Raw genomic sequence first — 17,749 nt, 5'->3', positions numbered from 1 at the left:
AATGGAAAAAAAAGTAGAAGCCATTTTAGAATTTGATAAAATAAAAAAACAACTTGCTGAATTTGCTTCTTCCTCACTAGGGGAGCAAGCGATTTACGAACTTGCTCCAGCTACAGATTTTCAAGTCGTACAAAAAGCGCAACTTGAAACGGAAGAAGGAGCCAAAATTATTCGTTTGCGGGGAAGCGCGCCAATTACTGGTCTAACAGATGTTTTTGCACATTTGAAACGTCTAGAGATTGGTGGCGATTTAAACGGGCTAGAAATCTACCAAATTGGTAGTAACTTGCGTGTAAGCCGCCAAATGAAAAACTTTATGAACGATTTACTAGAAATTGGGGTCGAAATACCATTACTCGGCGCACTTTCTGATGAACTTTTAGTATTAAAAGATGTAGAAGAAGATATTGCTATTTCAATAGATGAAAGTGGGAAAATATTAGATACAGCTAGTGAAGCGCTTAGCTCGATTCGTCGTACTTTGCGCCGGACAGAAGACCGCGTGCGTGAAAAGCTAGAATCTTATTTACGTGATCGCAACGCTTCAAAAATGCTAAGTGATGCGGTTATTACGATTCGAAATGATCGCTATGTTATCCCCGTGAAACAAGAATATAAAGGACATTACGGCGGCATCGTTCATGACCAGTCTGCATCCGGTCAAACGCTCTTCATTGAGCCACAAAGCGTGGTTGATTTAAATAACGAACGCAAAGCCCTTCAAGCGAAAGAAAAACAAGAAATCGAACGAATCCTAGCTGAAATTTCTGCTTCATTAGCTGACTGGATTAATGAGATTCATCATAATACCTTTATTCTGGGTCGTTTTGATTTCATTCTCGCAAAAGCTCGATTTGGGAAAGCTCTGAAAGCCGTAACGCCACATTTGAGCGATACAGGAATCGTTCATTTAATAGCAGCCAGACATCCGCTTTTAGATGCTGAGAAAGTTGTTGCTAACGATATTTATTTAGGTGAAGATTTTAGTACGATTGTTATTACTGGTCCAAATACAGGTGGTAAAACAATTACATTAAAAACATTAGGCTTATTAACCTTGATGGCGCAATCAGGCTTACAAATCCCAGCGCAAGAAGATTCGACTATCGCCGTTTTTGAAAACGTATTTGCTGATATTGGCGATGAACAATCGATTGAACAAAGCTTAAGTACTTTCTCGTCCCATATGACAAACATTGTTTCGATCTTAGAAAAAGTAAATCATAAATCACTTATTTTATATGATGAGCTTGGAGCTGGTACGGATCCGCAAGAAGGAGCAGCACTCGCTATTGCCATTCTTGATGCAAGTCACAAAAAAGGCGCAAGTGTTGTTGCAACGACTCACTATCCTGAACTAAAAGCTTATGGATATAACCGAGCACATGCAACCAATGCTTCCGTTGAATTTAATGTTGAAACACTTAGTCCAACGTACAAACTACTCATTGGTGTACCCGGACGAAGTAACGCATTTGATATTTCACGCCGCCTTGGTTTAAGTGAAAGTATCATCACAGAAGCAAGAAGCCTCGTTGATACCGAAAGTGCAGACTTAAATGATATGATTTCAAGTCTAGAAGAAAAACGAAATCTAGCAGAACGAGAATATGAAGAAGCGCGCGAACTAGCTCGCGGTGCCGATGCTCTTTTAAAAGATTTACAAAAAGAAATTACCAATTATTATCAACAAAAAGATAAATTACTCGAACAAGCAAACGAAAAAGCTGCTGGAATCGTAGAAAAAGCCGAAACAGAAGCCGAAGAAATTATCCACGAACTGCGCACAATGCAATTAAACGGGGCAGCGGGAATCAAAGAACATGAACTAATCGATGCTAAAACAAGACTTGGAAAAGCTAAGCCAAAAACAATTAACAAAGCTATTCCAAAAGCACCAAAACAAAAACCACATGTTTTCCAAGCTGGCGACAATGTTCGCGTCCTATCTCTCGGCCAAAAAGGCACACTTTTAAACAAAATTAGTGATAAAGAATGGAACGTCCAAATCGGCATCATCAAAATGAAAATCAAAACGACCGATTTAGAATATATCGAGCCAGAAAAACCGAAAAAACAACGCATTATCACATCTGTTCATAGTAGTGACTCACCAGCAAAAAGTGAACTCGATTTACGCGGTGAACGCTACGAAGACGCTATTCAAAAAGTGGATAAATACATTGATGAAGCATTGCTCGCAGGATACCCGCAAGTAGCAATTATTCACGGTAAAGGTACTGGCGCGCTTAGAACAGGCGTCACGGAATATTTGAAGAATCATCGTATGGTTAAATCCATCCGTTTCGGAGCCGCAGCAGAAGGCGGGAACGGCGTAACAATCGTTGAGTTCAAGTAAACAACTGAGCAAAAACATGGCTCCAAATAGGTCTAGGTGCTATACTGTGTGTACAAAAGTCATAAGGAGTGAATTAAATCATGGTAAAAGAAATTACAGATGCAACATTTGAACAAGAAACTAGCGAAGGCTTAGTATTAACAGATTTCTGGGCAACATGGTGTGGTCCTTGCCGCATGGTGGCTCCAGTTTTAGAAGAAATACAAGAAGAACGCGGCGAAGCACTTAAAATCGTCAAAATGGACGTAGATGAAAACCCAGAAACACCTGGAAGCTTTGGTGTTATGAGTATTCCAACACTTCTTATTAAAAAAGACGGCGAAGTAGTAGAGACAATTATCGGCTACCGTCCAAAAGAAGAACTGGATGAAGTCATCAACAAATACGTTTAAAATTATGCTAAAATGAAAGAAGCTTAGAACAAACATTCTAGGCTTCTTTTTAAATGTGTAACTGGAGTTGATAAAATGTCTTCTGAACATATCCAAAATAAATTAGCGCTTCTGCCGGACCAACCTGGTTGTTATTTGATGAAAGATAGACAAGGAACAATTATTTATGTTGGGAAAGCAAAAGTGTTGAAAAATCGCGTGCGTTCGTATTTTTCAGGTACGCACGATAGTAAAACGCAACGTCTAGTCCAAGAAATTGTGGACTTTGAATATATCGTAACTTCATCCAACGTAGAAGCATTGCTACTTGAAATTAATTTGATAAAAAAACATGACCCACGCTTTAATATTCGCTTAAAAGACGATAAAACTTATCCGTTCATTAAAATTACAAACGAACGACATCCGCGACTAATTATTACCCGCCAAGTAAAGAAAGATAAAGGGAAATACTTCGGTCCGTATCCAAATGTCTATGCTGCAAATGAAGTGAAACGCATCTTAGACCGACTGTACCCACTTCGAAAATGTAGTACATTACCAAATAAAGTGTGTTTGTACTATCATCTCGGACAATGCCTTGCCCCGTGTGTATTTGACGTGGAAGCAAGTAAGTATAAAGAAATGCAAGACGAAATTGTGGCATTCTTAAACGGTGGCTATAAAACCGTCAAAAATGATTTAATGAAAAAAATGCAAGAAGCCGCAGAAAATATGGAATTCGAAAAAGCTGGTGAATTCCGCGACCAAATCAACGCCATCGAAACAACGATGGAAAAACAAAAAATGACAATGAATGATTTCGTTGACCGTGATGTATTTGGTTACGCCATTGATAAAGGCTGGATGTGCGTCCAAGTATTCTTCATTCGCCAAGGAAAACTCATTGAGCGCGATGTTTCCCAATTTCCATTTTACAATGATGCTGATGAAGATTTCCTCACATTTATCGGCCAGTTTTATCAAAAAGCAAACCATATTCCACCAAAAGAAATATACTTACCAGATGATGTTGATAGCGAAGCCGTTCAAGCCGTCGTTCCCGACACAAAAATCATCGTACCACAGCGCGGAAATAAAAAAGAACTCGTGAAACTTGCTTACAAAAATGCCAAAATCGCTCTAAACGAGAAATTTATGCTACTTGAACGCAACGAAGAACGGACAGTCGGGGCAGTAGAACGACTTGGAGAAGCGATGGGGATTCCAACACCATCGCGCGTCGAAGCCTTCGATAACTCGAATATTCACGGTACAGATCCTGTTTCTGCAATGGTCACATTCCTAGATGGAAAACCAAGTAAAAACGATTACCGCAAATACAAAATCAAAACCGTGGAAGGACCGGATGATTACGCAACGATGCGAGAAGTTATCCGCCGTCGTTACTGGCGCGTACTTAAAGAAGGCCTACCAATGCCAGATCTAATATTAATTGATGGTGGGAAAGGACAAATTGATAGCGCCAAAGATGTCCTAACAAACGAACTCGGCTTAGATATTCCAGTAGCCGGACTCGCAAAAGACGATAAGCATCGTACTAGCCAACTATTATTCGGTGATCCTTTAGAAATAGTTCCACTCGAAAGAAACAGCCAAGAATTCTATTTACTGCAACGAATGCAAGATGAAGTCCACCGTTTCGCTATCACATTCCACCGCCAACTACGCAGCAAAACAGGCTTCCAGTCCATTCTTGATGGCATTCCTGGCGTAGGACCTGGCCGGAAGAAAAAACTACTGAAACATTTCGGCTCCATGAAGAAATTAAAAGAAGCATCAGTGGAAGAAATTAAAGAAGCTGGCGTTCCACTTAATGTGGCAGAAGAAGTGCATAAACATATAACCGCGTTTAACGAAAAAGCCAAAAATACCGAACAAAAATAGATTTTAGATAAAGCTAACATACCAATGATTTTTTAGTTATTGGCGTGTTAGCTTTTTTATTTCAGCATCTTAGATTTTTGCTAGGAGTAAAAACAAAAGAAACTCACTCTTCCCTTCAACACATAAATGCGCTAAAATAAAACCATTGATAAAAAAGCACCAAAAAGTCAGGAGGAGCGAGATTGGGACTAGTAGTATTAAAATTTGGCGGAACCTCTGTTAGCACCGTAGATAAAATCGGAAAAACAGCAGATCAAGCCATTTACGAGAAAAAACAAGGGAATAAAGTCATTGTCGTCGTTTCCGCGATGGGTAAATCAACCGACAAATTAGTAGCGATGGCAGAAGAAATCAGTGAAGCTCCAGACAAGCGAGAAATGGATATGTTACTTTCAACCGGCGAACAAATCACGATTGCTTTACTTGCGATGACTTTAAAAGAAAAAGGGCATGGTGCTATTTCTTATACAGGATGGCAAGCAGGAATTGAAACAGAAGCAGTACATAGTAACGCAAGAATTGCTGATATCGATAGCGCGCGCATTGAGTCAGCACTTGAAGCTGGGCAAATTGTTATTGTTGCAGGGTTCCAAGGTATAACTACAGACGGCGAAATTACTACACTCGGCAGGGGGGGCTCTGATACGACCGCAGTAGCAATCGCATCCGCTTTAAAAGCAGAAAAATGTGCTATTTGTACAGATGTTGTCGGCGTATTCACAACAGATCCCCGTTACGTTAAAAAAGCCCAAAAACTAGAACAACTAACCTATGATGAAATGCTAGAATTAGCCAATCTCGGTGCTGGAGTTTTACATCCACGCTCCGTTGAATATGCGAAAAATTTCCGAATTCCGCTTGAAGTAAGAGCGAGTCATGAACTAGAACCAGGTACAATGATTGAGGAGGATTTAACAATGGAAAATACCAAAGTAGTCCGCGGAATTGCTTTTGAAGATCAAATTACTCGTGTAACTATTCACTGGAAACAAAAAGAAGCGATGCGTGTTTCAAAAGTTTTTACTAAACTAGCTGAAAATAACATTGATGTAGATATTATCATTCAAGGTATCACAGGTCTTGGTCACGGCAACTTATCCTTCACGATTAAAACAAGCGAACTATTAGCTACTCTAGCTGTTTTAGAAGAAAGTAAAGAACTACTTCAAATCGAAAAACTAGAATCCGAGCAAGAACTAGCGAAAGTATCTATTGTTGGTTCCGGTATGGTAAGTAACCCTGGAGTCGCTGCAAAAATGTTTGAAGCTTTAACTGAAAATAATATCCCAATAAAAATGATTAGCACTTCAGAAATCAAAGTTTCGACTGTTGTTCCCGCACGTAAAATGGTAGAAGCAGCACAAGTTTTACATGACCAATTTGAATTAGATAAATAAAAATAAGCTTGAATTAACGAGCTACATCCCAGTTAAGAGGGGCGTAGACAAGTTATTTCAAGCTTATCTTTTTAGTAACGTTCTTCGTTATCAATCGTTTCTTTACGATCCCATTTAACGATAATCGTCACTTGTTTTTTACGTTTATCTATTTCATCGTAACTTTCTGTATAGAGCTTCTTCTGTGTTTGTAATTGCTCGGCGATAAAACCAGCTTCTAATTTAAAAGTTGGATTTTCTTGTGTACGGAACCGCGAAACAACCATGTCACCTTCTAAAAGTAAACGCAACTCATCTTTCTTTTCCTTTAAAATACTAAGTGTCCCAAAAGAGGCTTCTTCAAAGAATTCTCTTATCTCTTCCATGGATTCAAGTGGGAATTTACGCGCTAAGTCTTTCCCAGCCCAGTACATAATGTGAGGCGCTTCATCTCCAAGGATTTCAGGAATTAAATAATCTCGCAGTACATCTAATCCAAAACTTGGAACGAGTGCTTTTTCCTCGTAATTATTCTGTTCATTTTCTGTCATTTCGGATACCTCACTTTCATACACCATTATAACCAAAATCACCCTAAAATGGAAAGCACAATAAATAAATTTCTATAAAAAACCTTTTTTCTCAAAAAAGACTTGCGAAAAAAGCGAAAAAATAAGAAAATGGAAGGTATAGATAAAAAAATTTGGAAATTAATAAAGAAATTGAGGCGAGACTGTGAAACAAGCTATAGGCTTTATCGATTCGGGAGTAGGCGGTTTGACAGTAGTGCGTGAAGTACTAAAGCAGCTACCCCATGAACAAGTATATTATTTAGGTGATACCGCACGTTGCCCTTATGGACCACGCGACAAAGAAGAAGTAGCTCAGTTTACTTGGGAAATGACCAATTTTCTCGTAGATCGTGGCATCAAAATGCTCGTTATTGCATGTAATACTGCAACAGCGGCAGCACTATATGACATTCGTGAAAAACTGGATATTCCTGTTATTGGAGTTATTCAACCTGGCTCAAGAGCAGCTCTTAAAGCAACAAGAAACAACAAAATTGGCGTATTAGGAACGCTTGGTACAGTCGAAAGCATGGCTTACCCAACAGCGCTTAAAGGACTAAACCGCCGAGTAGAAGTAGATTCACTCGCATGTCCAAAATTTGTATCCGTTGTAGAATCTGGCGAGTATAAAAGCGCCATTGCAAAAAAAGTCGTAGCCGAGTCACTCTTACCACTGAAAAGTACCAAGATTGATACGGTGATTTTGGGTTGCACACATTACCCACTTTTAAAACCAATTATCGAAAACTTTATGGGAGATGGCGTTGCGGTCATTAACTCCGGCGAAGAAACTGCTAGCGAAATCAGTGCTTTACTGGATTACCATAATTTATTAGATGCGACAGACGACGAAATTGAACATCGTTTTTTCACCACTGGTTCCACACAAATTTTCAAAGATATTGCAAAAGACTGGTTAAATATGCCAGATATGACAGTAGAACATATAAAATTAGGAAAATAAGAGGTGCCACTAATGAGATTTGATGGAAGAGAAAAGAATGCATTACGAGAAATCGAAGTAACACCTGATTACTTAATGCACCCAGAAGGTTCTGTTTTAATCGCATCAGGAAATACAAAAGTTATCTGTTCTGCAAGTGTAGAAACAAAAGTACCACCATTTATGCGCGGGGAAGGTCGTGGCTGGATTTCTGCTGAATATTCCATGTTACCACGAGCAACGAATACACGTAATATCCGCGAATCTTCTAAAGGAAAAGTAACTGGAAGAACAATGGAAATTCAACGTTTAATTGGACGGGCTTTACGTGCCGTGGTTGACTTAGACGCACTTGGTGAACGAACAATTTGGTTAGACTGTGATGTTATCCAAGCAGACGGAGGAACGCGCACAGCCTCTATTACTGGCGCATTTATTGCAATGGTCATGGCGATTGCAAAACTAGATGAAGAAGTTCCGTTCACGAAATTCCCAGTCAAAGATTTTCTTGCAGCTACAAGTGTTGGCGTTTTAGAAGAAGGTGGAACAGTACTTGACCTTAACTACGTAGAAGATAGCGCGGCACAAGTCGATATGAATATAATTATGACTGGTAGCGGAGCCTTTGTAGAACTCCAAGGAACAGGCGAAGAAGCTACTTTTTCAGAAACCGAACTTGCTGAACTAATCGCTCTAGGTAAAAAAGGAATAAGCGAACTAATCGAAATCCAAAAAGAAACACTCGGCGACAAAATCACAGCGCGGATTAAAGGAGAATAAAAAATGAGTAAAATTATTATTGCCACCGCAAATAAAGGAAAAGCAAAAGAATTCGAAAAAATCTTTGCAAAGTTTAATATCGAAGTTGCTACCCTTGCTGATTTTCCAGAAATTGGTGAAATTGAAGAAACAGGCACGACCTTTGCTGAAAATGCTGCTCTTAAAGCAGAAACGGTCGCTAGCTTGCTAAATCAAACAGTTATTGCTGATGATTCAGGTTTAATTGTAGACGCGCTTAACGGGGCTCCTGGTGTCTATTCTGCACGCTACGCTGGAGTCGCTCATGATGATGCAAAAAATAATGAAAAACTACTTAAAAATTTAGAAGGCGTAGAACCAGCAAAAAGAACTGCTCGTTTCCACTGTACACTTGCTGTAGCTACACCCTCTGAGAAAACAAGCTTCTATACAGGAGAGGTAGAAGGCATTATCGCAGAACAACTATGCGGTACAAACGGCTTTGGCTATGATCCACTATTTTTCCTACCAGAATTCGGTCTTACAATGGCAGAAATTCCAGCAGAGAAAAAGAACGAAATCAGCCACCGAGCTAATGCTATTAAACAGCTAGAAAAAGATTTAGCAGAAGTTGTAGAAAAAGTTACTAAAAAGTGAGAGAATAAGTAACAGAGCACTAGGGGGAGGAAATAAAATGAAATTATTAGTAGTTAGCGACAGCCACTCAGAACGTGACTGCTTAATCCATCTTAAAGAAAAATACGAAAATACAGTCGATGCCATGATTCATTGTGGGGATTCTGAATTAGAAGCTGATGATCCAGCGATTCAAGGATTTCATACTGTTCGAGGCAACTGTGATTTTGGCGGAGGCTTTCCAAATGATTGGGTAGGGGAAGTGGATGGCTATCGTATATTCACCACACACGGACATCTTTATAACATCAAAATGACACTTATGAACTTACGCTACCGAGCTCGTGAATTAAACGCTGATTTCGCATTCTTTGGTCATTCTCATGAACTAGGCGTTGATATGCTAGATGACACCATCATTTTAAACCCAGGAAGCATTTCCTTACCAAGAGGTCGCATTCGTATCAAAACATACGCGCTCATCGACTCTACGCCAGAAGGAATCAAAGTTCGCTTCATGGATCGTGACGATAACGAACTAACTGACCTAACCCAAGTTTTTCCATTAACAAAGCACAACTAGGTCAAAAGACACCCAAAAAAGAAAAAATGCAATAACTTAAAGAAAACCATTGACAAACAAGCAATTTAAACATAAAATGGTATTTGGCTGTTGAAAAAACAGTGCCATTTGTCCTGATAGCTCAGCTGGATAGAGCAACGGCCTTCTAAGCCGTCGGTCGGGGGTTCGAATCCCTCTCAGGACGTTAAATAAAACACCATAAACGTTGGTAATACAATGTTTATGGTGCTTTTTGATTTGCGGAAGTTCAAATAATGGTATTCAAGCAGTTGTATCTATTAAGAGGGAAAGACAACATTGAATTGCCTCTTAGAAATAATAAACGCTACTCTAATATGTCTTTTAGTAAATAATATAGGTGAAGACTGATAAAAATCATATGAAATTCTTGTTTGATTTTATAAGTTAATTAGTTAAATAAAAAAGGAGATTTCATTTGAAAAAACAACATATATTTTAATTGAATATGTATTTTTCGAGATATTCGAGAAGAGTAAAGCATAAATCGTGTATAATGAACTATATTACGTGTTATCTTGTGATTTAATACACAATATTGTACCTGTCGTTTAAGAAAAAGTTTAAGTAAGCTCTTTTTTTGTTGTTCATGACTAGAATTGGACATTTCATTATATTTTTGGTTATACATTATCTTATTGTATTACGATGAAACTAGACTAGGAGGAGGGAGAAAAACATGAAAAAAGGATTTTTTTACGCTATTTTTATTCTCTTAGTAATAATAGCAAGTACATTATTTGCTCTCAACATCATTTCCAGTGTAGGATGGATGGCTAGTGTTTTTTGTTTAGTGATAGTCGCTATAATATTTACGAACATGACAAAAAAACGGACATAACGGAGGGAAAAACGGTTATACTTTAGAGCATTAGATCGTATTAGCAGATGCTTTCAAAACACTAAACAGTAAAATAAAAAATCTCTAAAACATTTGAAACTCTTTGTAATTAAAAGGTGAATGTTTTAGAGCTTTTTTATCTTGTATTTCCCATTTTCATTACGCTGTTTTTGTGGCAATTTTCATTAAAACTAGTTCAAGTAATTACTAATCTCATTGAAAACGAAGAACTACTTTATAAAATAGTCAAAAATGAGAACAAGCAGATGATTGATCCTTTACTTTAACAATAATTTTTATGTAAATTCATCCCTTATTAGGTATTCTGTTGTATGACTTGACAGTAATTTTTGAGAATTACAAGTAATAAATTTAAATATATTAGAGAGTCTAAAATTAGTACCGAACCTTAAAAAGATATGAACGATATGTGAACGATGATACCAAGAAATGAAAAAACCCCCTATACTATATTCAAATGGCTAGCTTAGGACTGCTATAATTAGTACTTATTGAGGCGATAAATACCACATACATCAAACACAGAATTCAACTCATTCTTTAAGATAATAATTACATCTAAGGAGACTAATCATGAAAAGAAAGATAAGTTCTATCATTGTAGTCGGGATAATGCTCTTTCAATCATTAAGTGTGTATCCATTTATCACCGAAGCTAAAGAAAATGAACAAAAAGTAGAAATAAATACACCTTCAAAAACAACTAAGGGATTAACTAATTCCCTAAAATACACTAAGACCATTCTTGAAACAGGGGACACCTATGAAAGTGTATTTCCTGACAGTGCCTTAGCTAAAGTAATTGCTAAAGAAGCAACGGGATCAGAGAATACAACTCAGCTAGTAACACAAGCAGACTTGAATAAAATCACATCTCTCAATGGTTATAATAAAGGAATAAGCGTATTAACAGGAATCGATTTGCTAGTCAATGTGACAAGTATAAGCTTGAATAATAATCAAATAACAGACATTTCTCCAATAGATCAATTACCTAATTTAGTAAGCCTATCGGTAAAAAACAATCAAATTAGCAGTCTTATCTTAAATGCGCAAAATCAACTCCCGAAACTAACAACCATTGATATTGAAAATAATCCCGATCTTAATACTATCGACATCCAAGATCAACCCCAATTGGTAAATGTAAAGACTTCTGGTTATACAGGATTACGCAAGTTAACAACGGTAATTGCCAAAAACAATCCAGAATTAGTCAATTTAGGCCAATACACTATGCGAAATGTCTATTTTAGCCAAGTAGCAAGTTTAACAAAAGTCGAATTAGTCAATCTCCCTAAGGTAAGAAAAGCAAACCTTGACAAAAACAGTATTAATGAGCTAAAAGTTACTGATTTGGCCATTGAAGATCTGCCATTAGGAGAAAATGAATTAACAGATACAGTATTCGATAACATCCAAAATCTGCCTAATTTAAAAACGTTAGACCTGTCAGAGAACCAATTAGAAGAAGTTGTATTAGACAAAACGGATGTAGAAAATCTACCCAATTTGATGACACTAAATATACAGCAAAATTTGGCTATAAAATTGATAAATGTTCAAGATCAACCCCAATTGGTAGATGTAAAGACTTCCGATTATCCAGACTTATCTGCGTTAACAACAGTGATTGCCAAAAATAATCCAGAATTAGTTAATTTAGGTTATTACACTATGCGAAATGTCTACTTTAGCCAAATAGCAAGTTTAACGAAAGTCGAATTAGCTAACCTTCCAAAAGTAACTGTAGTTCGATTTGAACGTAATAGCATCGATCAGATAGAACTAAATAATTTAGTTTCTGTAACAGACGTGAATCTAAATACTAACAAAATAAATAGCATCGAGAAATTTAAAAATATTCCTATACTGGCAACTTTAAATTTAAACAAAAATCAAATTACCAATATAGATATGCTTGATGATTTTCCAGAAATGACTACTTTAAACATCGATTTAAACTCCATCAGTGTTTTACCAAGTAACCTTAAAACAAAAATGCCAAAACTATCGAGAATTAGTGCATTAAATCAAGCAGTTACTTTAGATAAAGCAATTGTAGTGGATGATTCAGATTTAATTATTAATAATGAGATTAGTAATTTTGATAAGTTAATCAAGCCACTCCCAATATCAAATTTTGGAACATACGCAAATGAAAAAATAACTTGGTCGTCTGAAAGAATCAAAAATTTAACAGAGGTCAGCTTTCAGTTTTCTGAGCTAATTAATGTGACTGGTATAGATGGAACTTTTTCAGGAAAAGTAACACAACCATTTAAAAGATCAACTACCCCAGTAATTAATGCAGATTCCGAAATTCATTATCCACAAGGGACAGAAAAAACAGAAGCAGAGTTTTTAAAGGATGTTCAAGCGCAAACAACGGATGATTTATCCATTAAAAGCGATTTTGAAACAATGGTGAATCTCAAGAAAGTAGGAAAATACACAGTAACATTAAACGTAGAGAATATGGATGGAATTAAGGCTACTCCAAAAGAAGTGATTGTTTATATTGATGCTGTACAAGGTGCAAATATAACTGTGAAATATGAAGACAAATCAGGGAATAAACTTGCGGAAAATAGTATATTAACTGGAAATGTCGGTGAAGAATATAGTTCAAGTGCAAAAGAAATTTTAGGTTATACATTAACTGAAATGCCATCAAATGCACAAGGAGAATTTAGCTTAGAAGAACAGACTGTGACATATATCTATTCGAAAAATCCCGTTCGAGCTAAAGACATCACGATACAATATACCGATGAGGATGGGATGGAACTAGCACCAACCGAAACATTATCAGGTAATGTTGATGAAAATTATGTTACAACAGCGAAGACTTTTACAGGATACGAATTAATTGAAACACCGAGCAATGCAGAAGGAAAGTTTAGCGAAAATGCACAAACAGTGACCTATGTGTATCGCGCGATTAAAGCAGATCCAATTTTAGCAAAAGAAGTTACGGTGAACTACCAGGACGAATTAGGAGCTAAAATTAGTGAAACGGAAGTATTGACTGGTGAAATTGGTGAAACATACACAACAGTGGCTAAAACAATAGATGGCTATACCTTAATTAAGAGCCCTACTAACGCTAACGGGATTTTTAACGAGAATCCTCAAACGGTTACCTATGTGTATCAATTACAAAATAGCCCAATAGCAGCAAATATCACCGTTAAACACTTGGATGAAAACAACAACGAGCTAGCACCAAGTGAGGTACTAAGCGGAAATGTCGATGAAGCATATACAACTAAACCAAAAGAAATAAAAGACTATTCGCTAGTAAAAGTACCAACTAATGCTAGCGGAAAATTCACGACAGAAGCACAAACTGTGATTTATCACTATAAAAAGAACAGTATACCGACATCATCTTATATTACTGTAAAATATGTAGATGAAACAGGGAAAGAGCTGGCCATAAGCAAGGTATTAAACGGAAACATTAATGATTCCTACGCAACTACAGCTAAGGAAATTAAAGGCTATACGCTAGTGCAAAAGCCCGCTAATGCAACTGGTAAATTTACGGATCAGAATCAAACTATAGAATATGTATATCGTGCTAATAAAGCCGAAGTAAATCCAAATCCAAATTCAGATGTACTAGGGAGTAATTCCAATGGAGATATTCAACCAACGAATGATATTAAGCCAACAAACGATGCCCAACCAACCAATGGGGCTCCACAAACCCTACCTAAAACAGGTAGTCAGCCGGCAAATTTGATCTTTGGATTAGGAATTTTACTAGTACTTCTTAGTACCCAATGGCTACACCGAAATAAAAGAAAAAAAGCTAAATCTCATAACTGCTGATAACGTTTCTTGAAAAAACTCTCCTTATCATTAGGAGAGTTTTTGTTTGTTAAAATAATTTTACCTATCAAATAGTGAAGGCAGCGAGTCATTTCATATAATCACTACTAAGTTAGTATTAATACGCTTTCTTACAAAAATTTTCTCACGGTTAGGAGATTTTTTATTTTACGCTTGAATTTCCAAAAACAGGGGTATTGTACAAGTGTTCTAAAAAAAGCTAATTGAAGGAGGATTTTTACATGAAAAAAATGCTACCTGAGAGTAAAGTAGAATCAATAAGAAAAGAAGGATTTTTAAATCGAGCTGTGGAGGCATACCGATTTTTCTATCCAACCGTTTCGAATGTATCAAATTTTAAAGCATTACACGATTTAGGAATTACCGAGAATCACGATTTTATTATTCAACTTACGACTCCTGACTTAAATGTACTGACACAAAATTCAGATACCCCGTATTGTCTTGGAACAGGGAACACAGAGAATGGTCCTGTTGTCATCGAATTACCGCCGGGTGCAATTGTTGGTGTGGCGGATGATATTAATTTTAAATTTATTACGAATATGGGATTAACAGGGGATGAAGAAGGTAAAGGTGCCAAGTATTTATATCTTCCTCCTAATTATGACGGGGATATTCCAGAAGGATACATAGTTCGCAAACCATCTAGTTTTAGGTTTTTAATTTGTTTACGGGCGATGGTCCACCAAGCAAGTGATTATGAAAAAGCATTTGAGTTACTAAAAACAGTAAAATTTTATCCGCTAAAAGAAGCAAAAAATAATCCAACCAGTACTTTCCATGATTTTTCTCATCGTAAAGCCATTTCAACACCTTATTATGTTGAAGGAAAATTCGATTATTGGGAAGTAATCAAATGGGCGCTGGATAATGATGAAACAGATCCAGAATATTACCAAATGTATGGCTTACTAAAAGCAATTGGACTGGTTCCAAATAAAGAATTTAATCCTGATTCAGACACAAAAGCATTGTTAATTGAAGCTGCCGAAAAAGCAGATAAGATGATGTTTGTGAATTCCTTTAATACAGATGATCCTGCAGCCATTGTTTGGCCAGGGAAAAACTGGGAATGGGCTGTATACGGTGAGAATAATGACTTCTATGAAAAAACGTATTTAAACCTTCCTGTAAGAGAGCGCTGGTTCTATCAAGCGACACTCGAAACACACATGATGTTTATGCATAAAGTCGGATTTGGTTCCGTTTATATGCTAGGGGTAAAAGATAAAGAAGGAAATTACCTGGACGGTGGTAAAAATTATACATTAAAAGTGCCAACACCAGTGCCAACAAGTATTTTCTGGTCTGTAACTGTTTATGATATGGATACTCGTTCAGAAATTGTTACTGAACAGTTTATGCCAGCGCTTAATTCAATTAAAGATACCTTTGAAGTAGATGCTGACGGCAATACAACGCTTTACTTTGGACCAAATCCACCAGAAGATGAGTCGCTACCTTGGATTCAAACTGTTCCTGATGCCAATTGGTTCACGTACTTCCGTATTTACGGACCAACTGAACCAGCATTTGACAATAGCTGGCAACTATATGATTTTGAAGAAGTTAAATAAATAAAAAGAGGCGTAACTTTTAATAGTTGCGCCTCTTTTTATTAATCATTAAGTCCTAATCCATCTAAAATCGTTGCTTCATATTTCTCAATGCGCGAAACACGCGTTTTTGATTGCTTTGGAGCCGCAAAATAAAGCAAGTACGCTTTTTGGCGACCAGGAGTTAACGCTTCAAAAGCTGTTTTTAAAGCAGGTAATTCCTCAAATTTCACAAGTAACTCTTCTGGAATAGGCGTTTCCGCTCTTGGTTTAAGCGCTACTTCTAAACCAGCTTTTTCAACTTCGATTGCATTTTGAATATATTTTTTTAAAATCTGTTTTTGATCAAGAATTTCTTGTAAATTAGTGAAGCGAATTTGCCTAGCAGCTTGCACATTTTCTGTTTGTTGCACTAAAATATTGTCTGGGTCACGGAGTAGTGCGCCTTTCATAAAGAGTAGTGCACAGTAGTTTTTAAAACCATGAATTAAGAAAACATTTCCCCCGTCTACAGCATAACAAGGTTTTCCCCATTTAAATTCTTCTTCTAGTTCAAATGTGATAGCTATTTCTCTTAATGCTTTGAATTCAGCTTGCCAGGTAGAAGGTTTATTAAGAAACGAATCTACTTTAGGATTTAACTCTGTCTTTGCCATAAAGAATACCTCTTTTCTACTCTTAAATATGTGTTGTTTTACCTCGTGCAAATATACTTTTTTAGGACAAAATGACTTAAAGAAAGAACCTGAAACTTATCCCAGGTTCTTTTGCTTTTAGGATAGATTAAGCTGCCAACCAATACCAAACTTATCAGTAACTTGACCATATTTTTCTGACCAAAATGTTTTTCCGAGTGGCATAATAATATTGCCGCCTTCCGCAAGTTGATGGAATTGTTTTGTCAGTTTTATTTCGTCCGTTGTATCGATAACGAGTGTGATATTATCTCCAAATGTAAGTGGCATAGACTTCGGCACATCGGAAAACATGACTTTTACTCCATCGAGTACTAAACTAGCATTCATAACTAAATCTTTTAGCGAATCTTCTATAGGTTCTTCAGCGGACTCGATTTCCCCATATGTCATCAAATCTGTACACTTTGTTCCAAAAATTTCTTCATAAAACGCGATAGCATCTCTGGATTGTGTTCTAAAATTCAAGTAAACATTTAACGTCATTTGAATTCCTCCTCGATTTTTATTCGCTATAGTTCTATTCATTTTGGTGTATTTATTATAGCAGATACGATGAAAAAGAGGAAAAATTAAGCTAATTATTACTTGACTTAGAGCTACTCCAAGGTGATAGACTTGAAATAAGATATAGATACGGGGGAATTTACATGAAAAAAACAATGTATTTAATGCGCCACGGTCAAACTTTATTTAACCAACGCAAAAAAATTCAAGGATTTTGCGATGCACCACTTACAGAACTAGGTATTAAACAGGCAAAAATAGCGGGAAGCTACTTTAAAGAAAACAATATTACATTCGACAAAGCATATAGTTCTACTTCAGAGCGTGCATGCGACACTTTAGAGCTTGTTACGACAAAAGAATACACTCGTCTAAAAGGATTAAAAGAATGGAATTTCGGTACTTTTGAAGGGGAGAGCGAAGACTTAAACCCGCCGCTGCCATATGGTGACTTCTTTGCGACCTTTGGAGGCGAGCGTGAAGCTGATTTTAGAGACCGTTTAGTGGAAACAATGGAAAGCATTATGAGCCAAGATGATCACGATACCGTTCTCGCTGTATCACACGGAGCCGCTTGCGCTCAGTTTGCCCGCTACTGGGAAAAAACGAGCAAAATTGGCAAAGTAACAGGATTAAAAAACTGCTGTATTTTAAAATTTGAATATGAAAACGGTCAATTCACATTAGTCAATTTTATTAATCATGATTTTGATAAAGAGACACATATAGAAAGCGCCAAATGAAAAAAGCACTCGTAAATG

14 protein-coding genes and 1 tRNA gene are annotated in these 17,749 nt (G+C 36.9%); 12 read left to right on the top strand and 3 right to left on the bottom strand.

What is annotated here, in order from left to right; translation table 11 throughout:
* Nucleotide 1 precedes the first annotated feature (1 nt).
* The 4 genes from OC533_RS02325 to OC533_RS02310 all read left to right on the top strand — a co-directional run bounded on the left by OC533_RS02325 (nucleotide 2) and on the right by OC533_RS02310 (nucleotide 6,035).
* Nucleotides 2-2,359 (top strand): endonuclease MutS2, encoded by a 2,358-nt coding sequence (locus OC533_RS02325; protein ID WP_262265218.1) that lies wholly within the window; start codon nucleotides 2-4, stop codon nucleotides 2,357-2,359.
* Between the two features lie 80 nt (nucleotides 2,360-2,439).
* Nucleotides 2,440-2,751: a thioredoxin gene (gene trxA, locus OC533_RS02320; protein WP_003723853.1), complete on the top strand. Its 312-nt coding sequence runs from the start codon at nucleotides 2,440-2,442 to the stop codon at nucleotides 2,749-2,751.
* Between the two features lie 75 nt (nucleotides 2,752-2,826).
* Complete coding sequence (uvrC, locus tag OC533_RS02315; RefSeq protein ID WP_003771538.1) at nucleotides 2,827-4,638, top strand: excinuclease ABC subunit UvrC; 1,812 nt, start codon at nucleotides 2,827-2,829, stop codon at nucleotides 4,636-4,638.
* Nucleotides 4,639-4,820: 182 nt separating this feature from the next.
* Entirely contained in the window at nucleotides 4,821-6,035 is a 1,215-nt protein-coding gene (locus OC533_RS02310) for an aspartate kinase (RefSeq protein WP_194323407.1), read from the top strand.
* A 71-nt stretch (nucleotides 6,036-6,106) separates the two neighbouring features.
* Here OC533_RS02310 and OC533_RS02305 read toward each other — a convergent pair whose 3' ends face one another.
* A complete protein-coding gene (locus OC533_RS02305; protein WP_072218612.1) occupies nucleotides 6,107-6,601 on the bottom strand; it encodes a YslB family protein in 495 nt (164 codons plus the stop codon).
* Between the two features lie 148 nt (nucleotides 6,602-6,749).
* Between OC533_RS02305 and racE the strand changes: the two genes are divergently transcribed.
* The 7 genes from racE to OC533_RS02270 all read left to right on the top strand — a co-directional run bounded on the left by racE (nucleotide 6,750) and on the right by OC533_RS02270 (nucleotide 15,807).
* Nucleotides 6,750-7,550: a glutamate racemase gene (racE, locus tag OC533_RS02300; RefSeq protein WP_262265217.1), complete on the top strand. Its 801-nt coding sequence runs from the start codon at nucleotides 6,750-6,752 to the stop codon at nucleotides 7,548-7,550.
* A gap of 12 nt (nucleotides 7,551-7,562) precedes the next feature.
* A complete protein-coding gene (rph, locus tag OC533_RS02295) occupies nucleotides 7,563-8,309 on the top strand; it encodes a ribonuclease PH (protein WP_010990824.1) in 747 nt (248 codons plus the stop codon).
* 3 nt (nucleotides 8,310-8,312) lie between these two features.
* Nucleotides 8,313-8,924, top strand: a complete 612-nt coding sequence (locus OC533_RS02290) for an XTP/dITP diphosphatase (RefSeq protein ID WP_003761890.1) — start codon at nucleotides 8,313-8,315, stop codon at nucleotides 8,922-8,924.
* 37 nt (nucleotides 8,925-8,961) lie between these two features.
* The gene (locus tag OC533_RS02285; protein ID WP_003761892.1) at nucleotides 8,962-9,486 is read left to right on the top strand and encodes a metallophosphoesterase; all 525 of its coding nucleotides are present in this window, start codon (nucleotides 8,962-8,964) and stop codon (nucleotides 9,484-9,486) included.
* Between the two features lie 110 nt (nucleotides 9,487-9,596).
* Nucleotides 9,597-9,670 (top strand) — tRNA-Arg (locus OC533_RS02280).
* Nucleotides 9,671-10,939: 1,269 nt separating this feature from the next.
* Entirely contained in the window at nucleotides 10,940-14,206 is a 3,267-nt protein-coding gene (locus tag OC533_RS02275) for a MucBP domain-containing protein (RefSeq protein ID WP_194323408.1), read from the top strand.
* Nucleotides 14,207-14,448: 242 nt separating this feature from the next.
* Nucleotides 14,449-15,807 (top strand): DUF1254 domain-containing protein, encoded by a 1,359-nt coding sequence (locus OC533_RS02270; protein WP_194323409.1) that lies wholly within the window; start codon nucleotides 14,449-14,451, stop codon nucleotides 15,805-15,807.
* A gap of 41 nt (nucleotides 15,808-15,848) precedes the next feature.
* On the opposite strand, the gene OC533_RS02265 is transcribed toward OC533_RS02270, so the two are convergent.
* Both OC533_RS02265 and OC533_RS02260 read right to left on the bottom strand, forming a co-directional pair.
* Nucleotides 15,849-16,442, bottom strand: coding sequence for a YdeI/OmpD-associated family protein (locus OC533_RS02265; protein WP_194323410.1), 594 nt, complete (start codon nucleotides 16,440-16,442; stop codon nucleotides 15,849-15,851).
* Nucleotides 16,443-16,559: 117 nt separating this feature from the next.
* Nucleotides 16,560-16,967: a VOC family protein gene (locus tag OC533_RS02260; RefSeq protein WP_010990829.1), complete on the bottom strand. Its 408-nt coding sequence runs from the start codon at nucleotides 16,965-16,967 to the stop codon at nucleotides 16,560-16,562.
* Between the two features lie 164 nt (nucleotides 16,968-17,131).
* Here OC533_RS02260 and OC533_RS02255 point away from each other — a divergent pair, with 164 nt between their 5' ends.
* Nucleotides 17,132-17,731, top strand: a complete 600-nt coding sequence (locus OC533_RS02255; RefSeq protein ID WP_194322284.1) for a histidine phosphatase family protein — start codon at nucleotides 17,132-17,134, stop codon at nucleotides 17,729-17,731.
* The last annotated feature ends 18 nt before the right edge of the window (nucleotides 17,732-17,749 follow it).

Origin of the sequence: Listeria sp. Marseille-Q6474 (assembly GCF_946902005.1) — a bacterium.
In the GTDB taxonomy this organism is placed as follows: domain Bacteria; phylum Bacillota; class Bacilli; order Lactobacillales; family Listeriaceae; genus Listeria; species Listeria innocua.
Note: the sequence above shows the minus strand (reverse complement) of the source record. Positions and strands in the feature narration are given on the sequence as shown.

Excerpts from the sequence above, each read along its gene's own strand:
- OC533_RS02285 (WP_003761892.1), top strand. The coding sequence starts at position 8,962 with ATGAAATTATTAGTAGTTAGCGACAGCCACTCAGAACGTGACTGCTTA.
- OC533_RS02255 (WP_194322284.1), top strand. The coding sequence starts at position 17,132 with ATGAAAAAAACAATGTATTTAATGCGCCACGGTCAAACTTTATTTAAC.
- uvrC (WP_003771538.1), top strand. The coding sequence starts at position 2,827 with ATGTCTTCTGAACATATCCAAAATAAATTAGCGCTTCTGCCGGACCAA.
- OC533_RS02260 (WP_010990829.1), bottom strand. The coding sequence starts at position 16,967 with ATGACGTTAAATGTTTACTTGAATTTTAGAACACAATCCAGAGATGCT.
- OC533_RS02275 (WP_194323408.1), top strand. The coding sequence starts at position 10,940 with ATGAAAAGAAAGATAAGTTCTATCATTGTAGTCGGGATAATGCTCTTT.
- OC533_RS02270 (WP_194323409.1), top strand. The coding sequence starts at position 14,449 with ATGAAAAAAATGCTACCTGAGAGTAAAGTAGAATCAATAAGAAAAGAA.
- OC533_RS02325 (WP_262265218.1), top strand. The coding sequence starts at position 2 with ATGGAAAAAAAAGTAGAAGCCATTTTAGAATTTGATAAAATAAAAAAA.
- trxA (WP_003723853.1), top strand. The coding sequence starts at position 2,440 with ATGGTAAAAGAAATTACAGATGCAACATTTGAACAAGAAACTAGCGAA.
- rph (WP_010990824.1), top strand. The coding sequence starts at position 7,563 with ATGAGATTTGATGGAAGAGAAAAGAATGCATTACGAGAAATCGAAGTA.
- OC533_RS02265 (WP_194323410.1), bottom strand. The coding sequence starts at position 16,442 with ATGGCAAAGACAGAGTTAAATCCTAAAGTAGATTCGTTTCTTAATAAA.
- OC533_RS02290 (WP_003761890.1), top strand. The coding sequence starts at position 8,313 with ATGAGTAAAATTATTATTGCCACCGCAAATAAAGGAAAAGCAAAAGAA.